Raw genomic sequence first — 15,987 nt, forward strand, 5'->3', positions numbered from 1 at the left:
TAAGCATTGCATCGCGATTCGACGTCGGCAGGAAAATGATGAATGGAAACAAACCTTCAAAGCAGTAGATACCGCAAAAGCATTGGGTCGCTTTGAACTTGAATTTGATATAGAGCCACCTGAGACGACTACACTCGACTTAGATAACTATAAAAAAGATTATTCCGCTATCTACAAAAAATTAAAACGCGCTTTGGGGCTTCCACTTCCAACCCTTGAATTGCTCTTTGAAACCAAGATCCAACGTTTACGCGTTTTGCAGGATGTTGGAAGTATTACAGTTGAAATTGCTCTCGATATTGGCAAAATTTTTAAAGAACAAAGCAGTGTAGATATTTTCGAAATCGAATTTGAATTAAAACAAGGATCGATAGAAGATCTGATCGCATTTATACAAGCTTGGATTCAAAAATACCAACTGAGTCTCGACACACATAGCAAGTCAGACTATGGCCTTCAGGCCGTTCGTCAGCAAAGTTACTTTCCTGCGCAGTATCAAACACCTCTTGTATTGAACAGAAGTTCAAGCGAAGTTGAGGCTCTACAAAACATACTGGCCAATTGCCTACAGCACTTACTTCCCAATGCCAGTTCAATTGCTCGACAGCAGTACTCCAGTGAGCATATACACCAAGCCCGCGTGGCGATTCGCCGCTTGCGTAGTGCACTGAAAAGTTTTGCTGCATGGTCGGACGACATTCAACCACACTGGAAAGCGGAACTCACCACTATTTTTCAAGCCTTAGGTGGAACACGTGATATCGATGCGCTGAACGAGGATTTACTTCCTCAGCTAATTGAGGCAGGTTATCCATTAGACTATCTTCCACCAAGTACAGAGGCTATCACTGATGTCTGTGCCCTGTTCCAACGACCAGAAACGACGCAACTTTGGCTTGAATTAATTTTATTTACAGAGCAAGAACTAGATTCGCCTTCAAAAACCAAACTGAAAAAACATGCGCTCAAAGTGATACAGTCTTTACACCATAAAATATGCGCACATGCCGAGCACTTTAGCCAGCTTGAAGATGAGGAAAAACACCGCGTTCGTAAACAAGTCAAACAACTGCGTTATAGCATTGAGTTTGTGGCGTCTTTACTCGATGCAAAAGCATTAAAAACCTATTTAAAAAAACTCAAAGCAGTTCAGGAAAGCCTAGGGCACTATAATGATTTGGTGGTTGCAGATGCCTTGTTTCAACAAGCCCCTGAACCAGAAGCCGCTTATAGTTTTGCCACAGGATGGATCGCCGCGGAAAAAAATAGAATGCTCAAATTGGTTGAACAACAGATGATGCAGTTTAGTCAAACCAAACCGTTGAAATAGTTTTTTAAATCAAAATATCCATCAGTAGCGAAAAGTTCTTCTATAGGTGAATTCCCTGTCTACACCTAAGTTAACGATACTTTCCGTACACTTTCCACGTATTGTTATCTGCTAAGGGGTCGTTATAGCTATCACTCCGCTGCTTACGTGGTTTGTCTCGTGCATCGACCAGTTCAAAGTGTGCTTCAGTACTTAACACGATACCATTTACATAAAATCGGGTACGGGTATATTCACTCTGTCCGTGTTGAAAGACGTAGGTTCTGAGATCAATAAACTCCCTATGCGCAACCAAGGCGGCATTATCATCGCTGTCCAACCAAGCGCGCATAGCGTGCACCTGTTCTGGTTCAAACTGCCCACATTTTTCGATTAGACTTGCAATACCACGAAAACTTTTAGACTCTTTGGCGCGGGTCTTATTAATCCGAATACGATCGACGTGAAAATAAAACAGCGGTAAGTTCAAATGACTGGGTAAATGAATTGCATCCAGTACCTCATCTTCCATAAAGGGTTGGAACAAGTCTTGCGCCCGCTCAATCAAACCCGTCCACTGGCGGTAGTAGTCCTCGACTTCCGCTTTCGTGCCGTAATAGATTGGTAAGCCTTCAACATTGGTTAAATTTTGTGGTGGCCAAATGTTTTGACGCAATAAGGCAATATCACTTTTTAAACTTTGTACCGCAATCGCGTCTTGCATGGATATTCTCTATTTTATTGCTTAGGCTATTTTTAGATTAAGGCAAAGGTTTAGTTTCTGCAAGGCTTTGCCTATAATGCAGTCTGAGTTATTTATGTATTTTAGGACAAGTTCATGGTTCAGAAGATTAAAGCAACAGATGTAACCGAAGAAGAAGCGTTGAATGCTGCTTTTTTTGAACGTGCAGATGAATTTATTAAGCAAGCCAACGATTTTTGTCGCACTGAAAAAGGTTCACAAGTGAAACCTGCTGAAATACGTGGCCAAGTGAGTGCTGCGATGTTGTTTGGTACAGCCCGTTTTAACACGTGGGTGGCAGCCAATAACTTTAAAGATGGCGATGAAATGCGTGATGCCAAAGAGCAAGTGATGTCTTATATTTTGCAGCAGTTCCAAATGATGCTTGAAGACAACTATGACGAATACTGTGAACAGTTTGAAAACTACCTTCGTTTCCGTCATAACGAAGAATTTCATGCCAACAAGCATGACCACAAACACGATCACTGATCAATCAAAGCCTGCTTCTGCAGGCTTTTTTCATTTCGTCGTATTTGAAACGAAATACAATGTTGCAACACCTCAATTTACAGTAAGGTAATCGCTAAGGAATATGACTTAGGGAAGAACATGCAGCATTTGGACTTTGCACTCATCGATCCACACATCCACCAGTGGGACCCCTATAACACGCCACATGCAGCGGCTTTGGCAGTTAAATTATTGGGTAAGCATCCTAAGCTTTTGGACAAAATGGTTCGTTTAGTGAAACCTAAAGACCTGATTGAAACCATCGGTCTAACCCGTCATATTACACGTCCGTATTTGCCCCAAGACTATAAACGCGATACTGGCCCATACACAGTAGAACAAGTAGTGCATGTAGAAGCCAGTTGGCATCACAGCAAAGGCAAAGGTGTGGTTGAGGAAACTCAATTTATTGAGTCTTTAGCTTTTGGAGCCGATACGGTCAAATTGGGTGGCATTGTCGCAACAGCTGATCCACGTGATCGTAACTTTAAAAAGATCCTAAAATTACACCATAAAGCTTCACCACACTTTCGTGGTATTCGTAAAATGGCGTCTTTTCATGAAGACAAACAAATCCATGCGTGGACAGATGAGCCACACTTATATCGCAATAAAAAATTTCTCAAAGGCTTCGAAGTGCTGTCCCAATACAACTTGAGTTTTGATGCTTGGGTTTATTCCACACAGCTTGAAGATGTGATTTATCTGGCCAAGCAGTTCCCTGAAACTTCCATTGTGCTAGACCATCTAGGTACACCCGCAGGTTTATTTGGTCCAATTGGTGCAAATACAGGGATGACACAAACAGCGCGGGAAAATATTTTCTTTCGTTGGAAAGACGACTTAGCTGAACTTGCAAGCTATCCAAATGTCTATACCAAAATGTCGGGGCTTTTCATGCCTGTATTAGGACATCGTTTTCATAAAGAAGGCCGACTGGCTTCCAAACAAGAAGTCTTTGACCTTGCACACCCCATGATTACGCATGCTCTCGCCTGTTTTGGAACCTATCGGGTGATGTTTGCCTCTAACTTTCCCATGGATTCGGTGAGTACCTCATTGATCAATATTATTGATGCCTTTAGTGATGTCGTCGCAGCCTATGACCCTGATGCTTTAGAACGCGTATTCCATCACAATGCCAAACAGTTTTATCGGCTTTAATTGAAAAAATAAGAAAACTAATTCCTAAAAGCTATAACAAAAAGAACCCCTCAATTTTGAGGGGGTCCTTTTTGGATGAAAACTGAAATCTTTACTTTTTCAGCGCTGGTTGCGCTTTGCCATATTGGTCAGCCATTACTTCAACCAACTGATCCAGCTTAATATACTTCTGAATCACTGCATCAACATCAGCCTTGCCAATTTTTGCCAATGCTAAATCACGTTGTTCACGATCCAGTAAAGTACGATTACGCTTCATTTGAGGAATCAACATGCGATGGATATTGCGACTATCTTCAAGTGCAGTCACACGCTTTTTCAAAATATCGGCCTTGGCAGCTTCCACTTCCTGTTCAGTAACGCCTTTTGCCAGTAACTCATTCAACACTTTATAGACCGCCTGAGACACTTGAGCCGATTTGCCTGCGCTATAGTTCGCATCAATCGTCAGCGCTCCTGACTCCGTCCAGTCATCCAGCGAAATACTGCTACCAAAACCATAGACCAAGGCATTCTTTTCACGTAACTCTTGTGCCAAACGAGAAGATAACTGCGACTCACCTAAAATGTGCTCGAGTACCTGTAAAGCAGGTGCATCTGGGTGGTATGTACCCACAGGGAACGTCATAATGCTCTGATAGCTACCAAACTCACGCTGCTCTGACAGTGCATGTACACGCTGCGCTTTATATGCAGTAAAGTCAGAAGTAATCCGCTGATAAGGCGCTGCCGAATTCCAGTTTGCAAAAGCCTGATTTAAAGTCTTTTTCATCTTTTTCGTATCAATCACGCCCGTTACCGAAATTTGTGCATGATTCATCGCAAAAAACTGCTGATACAGCTGTTTAACCTGAGCTTGTGTTGCGGCCTGATACTGCTTCTTGACATATTCAGGTTCGAAGTGATGTCGAATATCCCCTATTGGATAAGTTTCAAGTAAACGAGCAATGGTTAAAGCTGCTACAGTTTCAGGTTCTGTATACGGTCGATCTAGACTTGCTAAGCTTTGTGACTTAATCAAATCAAACTGGCTTTGTTCAAAGGTTGGATTTTTAAGTACATCTATCACGAAGTTAAAAAATTCATCAAACTTTTCTTTCTTTGCCACGATTGAAATATTGATGCCGTTACCATTACTTGAGGCACTTGCTCCACCACCCGCATCGATCGAGTGATCGGCAATATCTTGCAAACTATATTGAGTTGAAGCTCTGAGCAGTAAATAAGAGGTAAGATCTAATAACTCTGCTTTATTAAACAGACTTTCTGCAGTACCAAAATCAATCGAAATGGTGGCATAAGTCTTATCATCACGCGTGGTACTTGGGTACAGCGCATATTGCATACCATTTTTTAACTTGCCACGCTGAATTTGTTTTTCAGCACTTTCTAAATATTGCTTTGAGCTTTTTACGTATCCAGCCACTTCTGCCTTATACGCACTGACATCTTTCAATGGTTCTTCAGCAACGGCTTGTTGGTCTAAAGTTTTTGCTGGGGTCGCTGCTGCCGCTTGTTCAAGTGCTTTTTTCTGATCTTCTGGGGTCGGTAAAATAGTGCCTGAAATACGATGCTCAGGCACTAAAAAGTCATCTAAACGTTGGTTCACATCAGTAACGCTGAGCTGTTGTAATTGTTGCTGATCTTTAAAGTATTGTGTCCAATCACCATTGGCAGAAACCACATAGTCACTGAGCATGCCACCGACTGCCGTTGCACTGCTGAACATGCTTTCTTGTGCATTTTTAATCATACTCTTCACACGGTTGAGCTCAACCTCATTGAAGCTTGGTGTTTTTTCTACACCAGTAACCAAAGCCGACTCGACTTTCTTCACATCATGGTTGGGGGCATAAACTGCGCCCATAAACACCATATTAAAATCTTGGTCTAACCATGTGGTCGACTGAACAGCTGTCGCCGTTCCCGTTTCTACAATGCTTTGGTACAAATGCCCACTGGGTTGCATGGTGTATAAATACGGTGACACCGCCAACGCGGTCTTAATGTTCTCGTTTTTACCATTCAGGTAGATATTATATTTGGCTAAGTTACTGCCCTTTTTCACCACAAACTGACGATCTTTAATCTTACTGGCATCTAAGACAGGCACTTTGACTTTCGCAGGCACAGCACGCGCTTTAATCGCACTAAACTTTTCATCTATCTGCTTCAGTACAGCAGCTTGGTCAAACTTGCCCGAAATGACAAACACCGCATTATTCGGTGCATACCAGTCACGATAAAACTTATTCAGCTCAGCCATTTTGATTGACTGTAACTCATTTAAATCACCAATCGGTAAACGCCCTAAATATTGATTACCATAAGCGGACTTCCACATCTGATCCATGAGCACTGAAAAAGGCTGATCCATACGGACTTCACGCTCGCGTTTTACAATCGCGATTTCAGATGGTACATATTTTTCTTGGAGCACCAAACCGTCCATACGCTCTGCTTCAAGATGAATTAGCTCATTAATTGCATTTTGTTCAGGACGAACCACATTAATATATTTGGTTGAATAATAGTCCGTGCTGGCATTATTCATTAAACCGTATTGATCTAAACGGCGTTGAAACTCGTCCCCTGGAACATTTTTAGTCCCCTTGAACGCTAAGTGTTCCAATAGGTGCGCTAAACCGCCCTTACCTTTTGGGTCGTTCAATGAACCAGTCAAATAGACCATGTTCATATACACTTTATTTTCTTTATCGTTTGGCGCAAGAATAATACGTAAACCGTTATCTAATTTATATTCTTCAATTTTCTGTTCCGATTTTACCAATACGGGTTGTGCCCATACTGTGCCCCCAAAGCCAAGTAGCAATACCGACAAACTCAATGTTTTAAAACGCATTAACATTATTTTTCCAAATAATTCGACAAAATATGAATGATTCTCAACATCATAGAGGAAAGTGAAATTATTTTTATAGTAATTTGGTGAAAAATAGCATTTTAATCAATGCTTATTTTTCACCAGCAGTTTTAATTTAAAAGAATTACAACTTAATCTAAGTAAAGTTCAGCCGTCATATATAACTTGGCATAGCCTGAGATTTGGATCCGTGTTTCAGACTGAAGATCGCAGTAAAGCAATCCTCCACGGCTCGATGCCTGATAGGCAATCAATGAGGTTTTACCCAACTTCTCCGCCCATAGTGGTGCAAGACCTGTATGCATGGAGCCTGTCACTGGGTCTTCATTGATGCCTTTATGCGGTGCGAAATAACGCGCGATATAGTCATAGTCTTGAGATGTTGAGGTCAGGGTAACATCCAAGTTTTCAGCGGTAATCGCAGTACTGACTTTATGCTTTTCTGCCAGTTGACGAATTTTGTCCAAGTTCGGTTTGGCATCCTTAACAGCCTGCTCAGACTCACACACTAAAATATAAGCCTGTGGGTTTAAATAGACTTCTTTAATTTCACAATCGACCAACTCATGAATTTCCGCAGGATAGTCTTCTAACTTTTGCGGTGCACGAATTGGAAAATTCATATGAATCTTGCCATCAGCATCTTGATCAATGATAAAAACACCCAAGTCTTTTACATGAAACTGGATACGTTTAGCATCGGTATAATCCCGAAACAGGACGAAACTACTAGCTAAAGTCGCGTGCCCGCAAAAGTCCACTTCAACCTGAGGGGTGAACCAACGAATTTCATAGTTTTCAGCATCAATCACTTTCACAAAAGCCGTTTCTGCCAAATTATTTTCCAAAGCAATATTCTGCATCAAATCTACTGCTAACCATTCATCACGTACAATCACAGCGGCAGGATTACCTTTAAATAATTCAGTTGTAAAGGCATCGACTTGATACATTTTCATCGTTTTTCTCCTAAATTGAAGCTTTATTTTGCAAAAAACTGAGTAAAAAAGTAGATACAGTTTTTAGTCATTTATGGATACACGCCCAATAAAAAGAAGCCTAATCATGAAGATAGGCTTCTTTTCAGTTCATAAGCTATATATTTCTCAGCTTAGACTTCTTTTAAGTCCACATTGTCTTGCTCAAAAATACGCTTATCCGTTTGACCTAAGACTTGGCTGGTCACGACACCTGCGGTCATAGAACCATTCACATTCAAAGCCGTACGCCCCATATCAATTAAAGGCTCAATTGAAATAAGCAGTGCAACCAAAGTCACAGGCAAGCCCAGCATCGGCAGGACAATCAGTGCTGCAAATGTTGCTCCACCACCTACACCAGCCACCCCAATCGAGCTCAAGGTCACGACACAAACCAAAGTCAAAATCCAAAGTGGATCGAGCGGATTAATACCCACTGTCGGTGCAACCATAACAGTCAGCATCGCAGGATACAGCCCTGCACAGCCGTTTTGCCCAATGGTCGTACCAAATGATGCTGAAAAGCTGGCAATCGACTCTGGTACACCCAGACGTCGTGTTTGCGCTTCAATATTTAAAGGAATACTGGCAGCACTTGAACGGCTGGTAAATGCAAAGGTCAGCACAGGCCAAACCTTTTTAAAGAACTGAATTGGGTTCACGCCTGTGAGCGCCAAAATCACGGCGTGCACGATAAACATAATCGCCAAGCCGATATAAGACGCAACCAAGAAGCCACCTAAGTTTAAGATGTCCGCCATTTTAGAGTTGGCCACAATATTGGTCATGAGTGCGAACACACCATAAGGAGTGAGCATCATAATTAGACGCACCAACTTCATGACCCACGCTTGCAAGATGTCAATTGCAGACAACAGCTTTTGCCCTTTTTCAGCATCCGCTTTCATGAGGTTCAAACCTGCAATGCCTAAAAACACTGCAAAAATGACTACACTAATAATGGACGTTGGATGTGCCCCTGTCAGCTCGGCAAAAGGATTGCTCGGAATAAATGACAGAAATAAATCAGGCACTTGCAAGTCAGCCACTTGCCCGACATAGTCAGTTTGAATCGTATTTAAACGTTCAGTTTCTTGTGTGCCTTGGACCAAACCTGCCGCGGTTAAGCCAAACAGATTGGTCACCACCACACCGACAAATGCAGCAATCGCTGTAGTAAATAGCAAAGTCCCAATACTGATAAAACTAATTTTACCCAATGAACCTGCATCGTGCAGCTTAATCACAGCGCCTAAAATGGAAACAAATACCAAAGGCATCACCACCATTTGTAGTAGTTTGACATAACCTTTACCGACCAAATTAAACCACTGTACCGACTCTTGCAGTTCAGGCGAATTCGTACCATAAAACCCATGTAAAGCGAGACCAAAAACAATACCAAGACAGAGACCCGCCAGTACTTTCTTCGCTAAACTCCAATCGGTTTTACGGGTTCGGCCCAGTAAAAAAAGCAATGCAATAAAAATGATGACATTGACGATTAAGGGGATATTCATATTGTTTCCCTAAATGATGCTGTCATAATTATAAATCAAAATTTAAACGGGCTTACTGTTTTGCGCCATATTCCACGCTGAATGTACAAATTTAGACTGAATTGGCAGTTTTAGAATGTGGTATAAAGCATTTAAACGGCTGTTAAAGTGTTCTTTTACATGAATTAATCTTTGCTTAATCCTCACATTCTGCCCGTCCCTTTAGAAAAAGCATATCGGCTACTCAACCACGGCCCAACCGTGCTGGTTTCTAGTCAAGATGATGAAAGCACCGATGTCATGGCCGCGGCTTGGGCATGCGCCCTAGAGTTTAGCCCCGCCAAAGTGACGGTGGTACTCGATAAATCGACAAAAACCCGCAGTATTATTGAAAAATCGGGTTTGTTTGCGCTGCAAGTCCCTACACTTAAACAGCTGAAAATGGTCTACGCACTGGGCATGATCAGTCAATATGATGCTCCTGAAAAGTTACGTCAATGTGGGGTCGAACTTTTTCAGTTTGGTCACAGCCCAATTCCAGTGGTTGAAGGCTGTAGTGCATGGATTCTGTGTGAACTCATTCCTGAACCGCATAATCAGCAGCAGCATGACTTGTTTATTGGCAAAGTCATTGCCGCTTATGCAGATGATCGTGTTTTTAGAGATGGCCATTGGTACTACCATGAAGCCGCAGATGAATGGAAAAGTATCCATCATGTTGCAGGCGGGCATTTTTATACCATTGGTGATGCAGTGGATATCAATCAACTCAAAGATACTGATTAAATTGACTTCGCCTTTACTCCGCTCGACTAAAGGCGGACATCACCCGATTGTTTTATTGTAAATTTCATCTTATAGTTCAAGTGTATTTTTTAAACAAATAGTCAAATTATGATGAACAGGACGTTCTCAAGCACCGTACAACTAAGTCTCTTTCTCTGCCTGAGTATGTGCTTGGGAATTGGCATCTTACGTTTTTCTTATACCGCTCTACTGCCGTCCACTCGCGAAGCCTATGAATGGTCACACAATTTCGCCAGCCTACTCGGTAGCGCCAATCTGCTGGGTTATCTGATCGGAGCATTTTGGGCGATGAAGTTGCCACAGAATGCAAAAATGCCGATCTATATCATTTTTGCTGCGCTCTTTGGTTCAATCAGCCTGTTTGCCTGTGCATTTGCGCATTTTAACGAAGTTTGGTATTTGGTGTGGCGCATCATTTCAGGTATCGGCGGTGGTTTGCTGATGATTCTATCGCCCAGTATTGTGGCGCAGTGCAGTGAGTTACAGCACCGTTTTAAAATTAATCTCATTGGATTTAGCGGAATAGGAATTGGTGTATTGGCAGCCACGCTGTTTATGCCGTATTTAGACCGTATTGCAATCAGTAGTGCATGGTTCATTCTCTGTGGCTTTGCATTTGTCATTACATTGTTATTATGGATACTTGTTCACCCTTTCCAAAAGCAACTGCACAGTATCCCTACAAGCCAGCCCCAGACTTATACAGTGAATAAAATTTACTATAGCTTACTCATTGTTTATGCCTGCAGCGCCTTTGCGTATATTCCCCATTCTTTGTTTTGGATTGATTATTTAAGCCATGTGTTAACGCTAAATTTATATTGGATCAATTTTAACTGGATTTTATATGGCTTAGGCAGCGCTTTGGGTGCAGCGACAGCTTATGCTTTAGCGCGTAAATTTGGCAACTTTCTGGCTTTAAAGATTTTATACAGTGTCTATATTGTGGCAGTTTTTATTGCGGTTCTGAGTTTGTCACCTGTATTTACGCTCCTGTCTTCATTTCTCACAGGTCTACTGAACCCTGCAGTAGTCTTTCTCACCTCCTACACCATCTTACAACTCTACGGCTTGGCCTATAAAAAACTGTGGAGTATGGCGACACTCAGCTTTGCAACGGTCCAGCTGGTCGGTGGCTTAAGTTTTAGTACCTTGCAGCATTTGGGTTGGTCATATCACTTTCAGTTTATGCTTGCTGCGGGAGTCCTCGGTTTAGGAACACTGCAATTGTTTTATTTTACTCGTAGGACATCCACCTCCAATCCAACAACTAAAAAAGAGGCCTTTTAATCCTTCACATAGAAGGAAATCGAAAAAGAGTTATAGAGGGCCGTCCATGTTAAATACGTGTGATATTTTTAACTTACTTTTAAATATTACAAATGTACGGTTTAAGAATAAGAAAAGAACCCAATTGATGAGCCATCTATGACCAATACAATGGACGCATTCGAACTTTTACAGCTGTAAATCAAAGCTCTGTTATTTCAACGCATTTAAAGTTAAATACGGATAAGGATTCACAGCTCCTTTTCCAGTCCTATAAATTCCATAGTGCAAATGTGGTGGCGTGTTCTTGGCATTGCCCGTGTTCCCGACATAGCCCAACACTTCTCCCACATCAACCCAATCACCCGTTTGAATATCAGGTGCATAAGCATCTAAATGTGCATAGTAGTGACGGCTTAAGTTTGGTCCCATTACCCATACCACTTGTCCACCTAGACTATTGAGGCCGACATCCAAGACAATGCCTGATGTAGCACTTAAGACAGGTGTTCCGCGTTTAGCGAAGATATCAATACCTTGATGTTTTCGTCCCTGACCACGTGCTGCCCCCCAAGTATCTTGTATCTGCTTATGGCTTACACCTTGTACAGGCACATTTAAGTTTTTCTCTAAAGGTGTCTTATATAACTGCCAATATAAATATGGATAACTCAAACCCGCTGCTTCACCCGAAGCAGGCGGCTGACATCCACTCATCAGCAGACTTATACTTAAAATAGCTCCACTCAGAACTAAACGAGACATGATTCAACTACTCAGCTAATTTTTAGATATTAAAATAAGATACAGTTACCTTTTCATACTAAATGCCTCATATATTGAAAGATATCTTATATATGTAACGGCAAAGCCCTCATATAAAATGAGGGCTTTGCTTCAAATAAACCACGTAAAACTACTTACGCTTCTTCAGTTTTTTCTCTAAGGCTTTCAGCTTAGACTGATGCTTAGAGATCTTTTTTAAACGTGCTTTGATCTTCTGTTTTAATGTTTTCACAACATTATTCGACATAGGGTCCTCCTTTGGTTCAACTCCCTTTGATCGATTCTTCCTTGAAATGCCTTTAACATTCGTTCATGAAATAGCAATACGCCTAGCGTTGTTGCTGATCTGGGTTCGGCTGTTTTTGCTGGCCTTGATTTGGTTTGGGTTGTTGTTGCTGTTGTTGCTGGTCTGGTTGTTCTTGCGGTTGATTTGGTTGTTGTTGACGTTGCTGCTGATTGTTCTGCTGTTGATTTTGTTGATTAGCCATGAGACTACTCCTTTATCATCTGCCGTAACATTCGACAAAGACCACCATACATCACTCAGCTAAAAACCCAAGCTATAAGCTGTATCAAAGTACTTCATTGTAATTACATATATAAATTGTGGTTAAGAATCAACTCTCCTTTTTATTTAACCTTACCTATACTCACTGAAAGTACGAACCCTTTAACCTAGTTTTACATTGCAAACCTATTTCCACAGCTATTTTCAAGCCAACAAAAGAAAACCCGCAGTATGTGCGGGCTTCTACCAATTCAGCTTAAAACTTATTCCATATTCGCAATAATGGCTTCACCAAACTCTGAACAACGCAATAAGGTTGCATTCGGCATTAATCGCTCAAAATCATAAGTGACTGTTTTCGCCTCAATTGCCCCTGAAATCCCCTTAATGATCAAATCTGCCGCCTCTACCCAGCCCATATCTCGTAGCATCATTTCAGCAGAAAGAATAATAGAGCCTGGGTTGACTTTATCTTGACCGGCATATTTTGGCGCTGTTCCGTGCGTGGCTTCATAAACAGAAATCGCCCCACCAATATTCGCACCCGGCGCAATACCAATCCCTCCAACTTCTGCAGCCAGTGCATCAGAAATATAGTCACCATTCAGGTTTAAAGTCGCAATCACTGAATAGTCCGCAGGACGCATTAAAATCTGCTGCAAGAATGCATCGGCAATCACATCTTTAATAATGATATCTTTACCATTTTTCGGATTTTTAATTTTTACCCATGGCCCACCATCAATGAGCTCACCACCGAAACGGTCCATCGCAAGTTCATAGCCCCACTCCTTAAACGCCCCTTCGGTATATTTCATGATATTGCCTTTGTGAACCAAGGTCACACTCGGCTTATCATTATCAATCGCAAATTGAATGGCTTTACGCACAAGGCGCTGCGTTCCCTCTTTCGATACAGGCTTAATCCCAATACCACAGTTATCTTCAAAGCGGATTTTAGTCACGCCCATTTCTTCTTTGAGGAACTTAATCACTTTCTTCGCTTCAGGAGAGTCGGCTTTCCACTCGATTCCTGCATAAATATCTTCTGAGTTTTCACGGAAAATAACCATGTCGGTCAGTTCAGGATGCTGAACAGGTGATGGTACCCCTTCAAACCAACGTACAGGGCGTACACAGACGTACAAATCTAATTCTTGGCGTAGCGCCACATTTAAAGAGCGAATCCCCCCACCAACAGGTGTAGTTAAAGGGCCTTTAATTGAAACCACAAACTCACGTAGCGCATCAAAAGTTTCTTCTGGCATATAAGAGCCATAAATTTTATTGGCTTTTTCACCGCAGTAGACTTCCATCCACTCAATCGAGCGTTTACCACCATATGCTTTTTGTACTGCAGCATCCACTACAGTTTTCATGGCTGGTGTAATGTCGACACCAATACCATCGCCTTCAATAAAAGGAATAATCGGTTGATTTGGAACATTTAATGATAAATCTGCGTTTACGGTAATTTTACTACCATCCGCAGGAACGATGATCTTCTGATAACCCATTTTGCAGGTGCTCCCTTTTATTATAATTGGCAAATTTAAAAAATAATTGCCGATAGACAATACTTTCCACTCTTCTTATCGCATAATAGCTTAATCGAATTCCGCTGTTTTTGAGATTTATACGAGAAATAACTACATTTCTCTATTAAATAAATCTTGATATTTCTTATTTTATGTAATTACAGAAGTTATTGACTATGAAAATCGTCATCCTGAATAATGCTGATAATATGAGTCTGTATCAATCCGTTACAATCTAATGAAAACCACTAAAACCCTTACAAAACAAAACTTACACTCTATTTTAGTCTTTTTTATTCTATTTTAATCCTCAATAAAAACGGGCATCTTAACGGGTAACATATTTCTATTAACAAGATACCCGTATGCTCACCGATGCAAAAGTCAGAACTTTAAAATCACTAGAAAAATCTTACCGAATACTTGATGCTGAACGTTTATATATTGAAGTGCGCCCGACTGGTAAAAAAATTTGGCGATTCAAATTTGTCTTACATGGAAAAGAAGGGACTATTAGTTTTGGCGAATACCCTGCAGTATCACTTCAGGATGCTCGTAAGCTTAAAGACGAGGCTAAAGCTAAACTTGCTAAAGGCTTGAACCCTGTTGAAGAAAAGAAAAAAGATAGAATTGAAAAAGAATTGGCTGTTAACAATACATTTAAGGCCATTGCTCAAGAATATGTTCAAGAGAGAATGAAGTACAAATCAGAGGACTATATCGGCCGTTTTAATAATTCTATGGAAAAGGATGTCTACAAAGCCATTGGCAATAAGCCAATCAATGACGTTAGCTCTGCAGATATCTTATCCATTATGAAGAACACTGTTCAACGTGTATTAAGTCAAGGGAAGCATGGCACTGGTGAGTCTGCTGCCAACCTTAATCGTAGATTCATTGGTTTAGTTATGCGCTATGCAATTGTGACTTTACGCGCTGATAACGATCCCACCTACGCGGTAAGGGAGGCCATTGAATCCCCTGAGGTAGAACATGCTCGACCACTTGAAAAGCATGAGAAGAATGCACTACGACAAAATATTGATAGTTATGGAGGTTCTACAACCGTTAAGAATGCATGTTTGGCAATGCTTTACTCTATGCTCAGGACTGTTGAAATAAGAAAAATGGAATGGAGTTTTGTAGATTTTGAAGAGAAGATTATCAAATTTCCTAAAGCCTCTAGACGATTAAAGCAAGAACGAATAATGAAGAAAAATCGAGTTCATATCGTTCCCATTTCCAATCAATTACTTAATATTTTGAATGAACAATATGCTTTTACTAAAGATCAAAAATATGTATTCCCTTCCCCGCAAAAAAGAGACTGCATGATCTCTAGAACTACTCTAAACAAAATGCTTACATATATTGGCTTAAATCAAGTAACAGCTCATGACTTTAGGGCTACAGCCTCAACTGAATTAAATGGCCTTGGCTATAATACTGACTGGATTGAAACACAACTAGCCCATGCCGAAGTAAATAAGACCCGCGCTTCATATAACCATGCGAAATATTTGACTGATCGTAGAAAGATGCTTCAGGATTGGGCAAATATTGTAGATAGCTGGAGCACATGAATTATTGCATATTCCTATATAAACCTACCATCTATTCTTATTCGTAGCCTACCATTCATTCTTATTTCTAGTAGGCCACTCAGATATATCATCTTCTTTAATGATTAAATGGCTTTGTTGCACAAAGATTTCATAACTATATGATTTTAAAAGTTTTGATAATTTTATGATCTAAAATTAAATTTATTTAAATCAGATGCTTACATATTTATGCAACAAAGCCATTAATTACTCGTTTGTTACGTAAACGAAACTTCCAGTAAATATTGTAAATTCATAATTACACTAAAATTTAACCAGTTTACATATTCTATCCATATTGTGATGTAGTTATATCTTGCAATAAAAAACCACCCGAAGGTGGTTTAACTAAACATCATGGACATCTGTCCAAACTCATAAATG

Annotated in this window: 13 protein-coding genes; 6 read left to right on the forward strand and 7 right to left on the reverse strand. The window is 40.8% G+C overall.

The features are described from left to right. The first annotated feature begins 10 nt into the window (after positions 1 to 10). The gene (locus AC4CUX_RS17410) at positions 11 to 1,330 is read left to right on the forward strand and encodes a CYTH and CHAD domain-containing protein (RefSeq protein WP_490792633.1); all 1,320 of its coding nucleotides are present in this window, start codon (positions 11 to 13) and stop codon (positions 1,328 to 1,330) included. Between the two features lie 70 nt (positions 1,331 to 1,400). On the opposite strand, the gene AC4CUX_RS17415 is transcribed toward AC4CUX_RS17410, so the two are convergent. Beyond that, positions 1,401 to 2,033, reverse strand: coding sequence for a hypothetical protein (locus tag AC4CUX_RS17415; RefSeq protein ID WP_005401108.1), 633 nt, complete (start codon positions 2,031 to 2,033; stop codon positions 1,401 to 1,403). A 114-nt stretch (positions 2,034 to 2,147) separates the two neighbouring features. On the opposite strand from AC4CUX_RS17415, the gene AC4CUX_RS17420 reads away from it, so the two are divergent. Together AC4CUX_RS17420 and AC4CUX_RS17425 are read left to right on the forward strand one after the other, a co-directional pair. Continuing rightward, the gene (locus AC4CUX_RS17420) at positions 2,148 to 2,543 is read left to right on the forward strand and encodes a DUF3144 domain-containing protein (RefSeq protein WP_005401107.1); all 396 of its coding nucleotides are present in this window, start codon (positions 2,148 to 2,150) and stop codon (positions 2,541 to 2,543) included. A gap of 120 nt (positions 2,544 to 2,663) precedes the next feature. Beyond that, the gene (locus AC4CUX_RS17425) at positions 2,664 to 3,728 is read left to right on the forward strand and encodes an amidohydrolase family protein (protein ID WP_010326891.1); all 1,065 of its coding nucleotides are present in this window, start codon (positions 2,664 to 2,666) and stop codon (positions 3,726 to 3,728) included. A gap of 91 nt (positions 3,729 to 3,819) precedes the next feature. On the opposite strand, the gene AC4CUX_RS17430 is transcribed toward AC4CUX_RS17425, so the two are convergent. The 3 genes from AC4CUX_RS17430 to AC4CUX_RS17440 all read right to left on the reverse strand — a co-directional run bounded on the left by AC4CUX_RS17430 (position 3,820) and on the right by AC4CUX_RS17440 (position 9,112). Next, positions 3,820 to 6,597, reverse strand: coding sequence for a M16 family metallopeptidase (locus AC4CUX_RS17430; protein ID WP_005401105.1), 2,778 nt, complete (start codon positions 6,595 to 6,597; stop codon positions 3,820 to 3,822). 146 nt (positions 6,598 to 6,743) lie between these two features. Continuing rightward, a complete protein-coding gene (locus AC4CUX_RS17435; protein ID WP_005401104.1) occupies positions 6,744 to 7,571 on the reverse strand; it encodes a PhzF family phenazine biosynthesis protein in 828 nt (275 codons plus the stop codon). 152 nt (positions 7,572 to 7,723) lie between these two features. Continuing rightward, the gene (locus AC4CUX_RS17440; protein WP_490792583.1) at positions 7,724 to 9,112 is read right to left on the reverse strand and encodes an L-cystine transporter; all 1,389 of its coding nucleotides are present in this window, start codon (positions 9,110 to 9,112) and stop codon (positions 7,724 to 7,726) included. A 171-nt stretch (positions 9,113 to 9,283) separates the two neighbouring features. Between AC4CUX_RS17440 and AC4CUX_RS17445 the strand changes: the two genes are divergently transcribed. Together AC4CUX_RS17445 and AC4CUX_RS17450 are read left to right on the forward strand one after the other, a co-directional pair. Then, positions 9,284 to 9,877 (forward strand): flavin reductase, encoded by a 594-nt coding sequence (locus AC4CUX_RS17445; RefSeq protein ID WP_039890484.1) that lies wholly within the window; start codon positions 9,284 to 9,286, stop codon positions 9,875 to 9,877. 108 nt (positions 9,878 to 9,985) lie between these two features. Beyond that, positions 9,986 to 11,188: a YbfB/YjiJ family MFS transporter gene (locus AC4CUX_RS17450; protein ID WP_039890415.1), complete on the forward strand. Its 1,203-nt coding sequence runs from the start codon at positions 9,986 to 9,988 to the stop codon at positions 11,186 to 11,188. A gap of 192 nt (positions 11,189 to 11,380) precedes the next feature. On the opposite strand, the gene AC4CUX_RS17455 is transcribed toward AC4CUX_RS17450, so the two are convergent. From AC4CUX_RS17455 to icd, 3 genes are all read right to left on the reverse strand, one after another. Then, entirely contained in the window at positions 11,381 to 11,932 is a 552-nt protein-coding gene (locus AC4CUX_RS17455; RefSeq protein ID WP_005401100.1) for a M23 family metallopeptidase, read from the reverse strand. A gap of 350 nt (positions 11,933 to 12,282) precedes the next feature. Continuing rightward, the gene (locus tag AC4CUX_RS17460; RefSeq protein WP_005401099.1) at positions 12,283 to 12,441 is read right to left on the reverse strand and encodes a hypothetical protein; all 159 of its coding nucleotides are present in this window, start codon (positions 12,439 to 12,441) and stop codon (positions 12,283 to 12,285) included. Positions 12,442 to 12,724: 283 nt separating this feature from the next. Beyond that, on the reverse strand, positions 12,725 to 13,978 hold the full coding sequence (gene icd, locus AC4CUX_RS17465) for an NADP-dependent isocitrate dehydrogenase (RefSeq protein ID WP_005401098.1): 1,254 nt from the start codon (positions 13,976 to 13,978) through the stop codon (positions 12,725 to 12,727). A 386-nt stretch (positions 13,979 to 14,364) separates the two neighbouring features. Between icd and AC4CUX_RS17470 the strand changes: the two genes are divergently transcribed. Then, positions 14,365 to 15,582 carry a tyrosine-type recombinase/integrase gene (locus AC4CUX_RS17470; protein WP_004984978.1) on the forward strand — a complete coding sequence of 406 codons (1,218 nt, stop codon included), beginning with the start codon at positions 14,365 to 14,367 and terminating at the stop codon, positions 15,580 to 15,582. The last annotated feature ends 405 nt before the right edge of the window (positions 15,583 to 15,987 follow it).

Source organism: Acinetobacter sp. 231_lipA (assembly GCF_058243005.1).

What these genes read in the sequence shown, in the direction of transcription:
- AC4CUX_RS17425 (WP_010326891.1), top strand. Translation starts at nt 2,664, where the DNA reads ATGCAGCATTTGGACTTTGCACTCATCGATCCACACATCCACCAGTGG.
- AC4CUX_RS17470 (WP_004984978.1), top strand. Translation starts at nt 14,365, where the DNA reads ATGCTCACCGATGCAAAAGTCAGAACTTTAAAATCACTAGAAAAATCT.
- AC4CUX_RS17440 (WP_490792583.1), bottom strand. Translation starts at nt 9,112, where the DNA reads ATGAATATCCCCTTAATCGTCAATGTCATCATTTTTATTGCATTGCTT.
- AC4CUX_RS17420 (WP_005401107.1), top strand. Translation starts at nt 2,148, where the DNA reads ATGGTTCAGAAGATTAAAGCAACAGATGTAACCGAAGAAGAAGCGTTG.
- AC4CUX_RS17415 (WP_005401108.1), bottom strand. Translation starts at nt 2,033, where the DNA reads ATGCAAGACGCGATTGCGGTACAAAGTTTAAAAAGTGATATTGCCTTA.
- AC4CUX_RS17450 (WP_039890415.1), top strand. Translation starts at nt 9,986, where the DNA reads ATGATGAACAGGACGTTCTCAAGCACCGTACAACTAAGTCTCTTTCTC.
- icd (WP_005401098.1), bottom strand. Translation starts at nt 13,978, where the DNA reads ATGGGTTATCAGAAGATCATCGTTCCTGCGGATGGTAGTAAAATTACC.
- AC4CUX_RS17460 (WP_005401099.1), bottom strand. Translation starts at nt 12,441, where the DNA reads ATGGCTAATCAACAAAATCAACAGCAGAACAATCAGCAGCAACGTCAA.
- AC4CUX_RS17455 (WP_005401100.1), bottom strand. Translation starts at nt 11,932, where the DNA reads ATGTCTCGTTTAGTTCTGAGTGGAGCTATTTTAAGTATAAGTCTGCTG.
- AC4CUX_RS17435 (WP_005401104.1), bottom strand. Translation starts at nt 7,571, where the DNA reads ATGAAAATGTATCAAGTCGATGCCTTTACAACTGAATTATTTAAAGGT.
- AC4CUX_RS17430 (WP_005401105.1), bottom strand. Translation starts at nt 6,597, where the DNA reads ATGTTAATGCGTTTTAAAACATTGAGTTTGTCGGTATTGCTACTTGGC.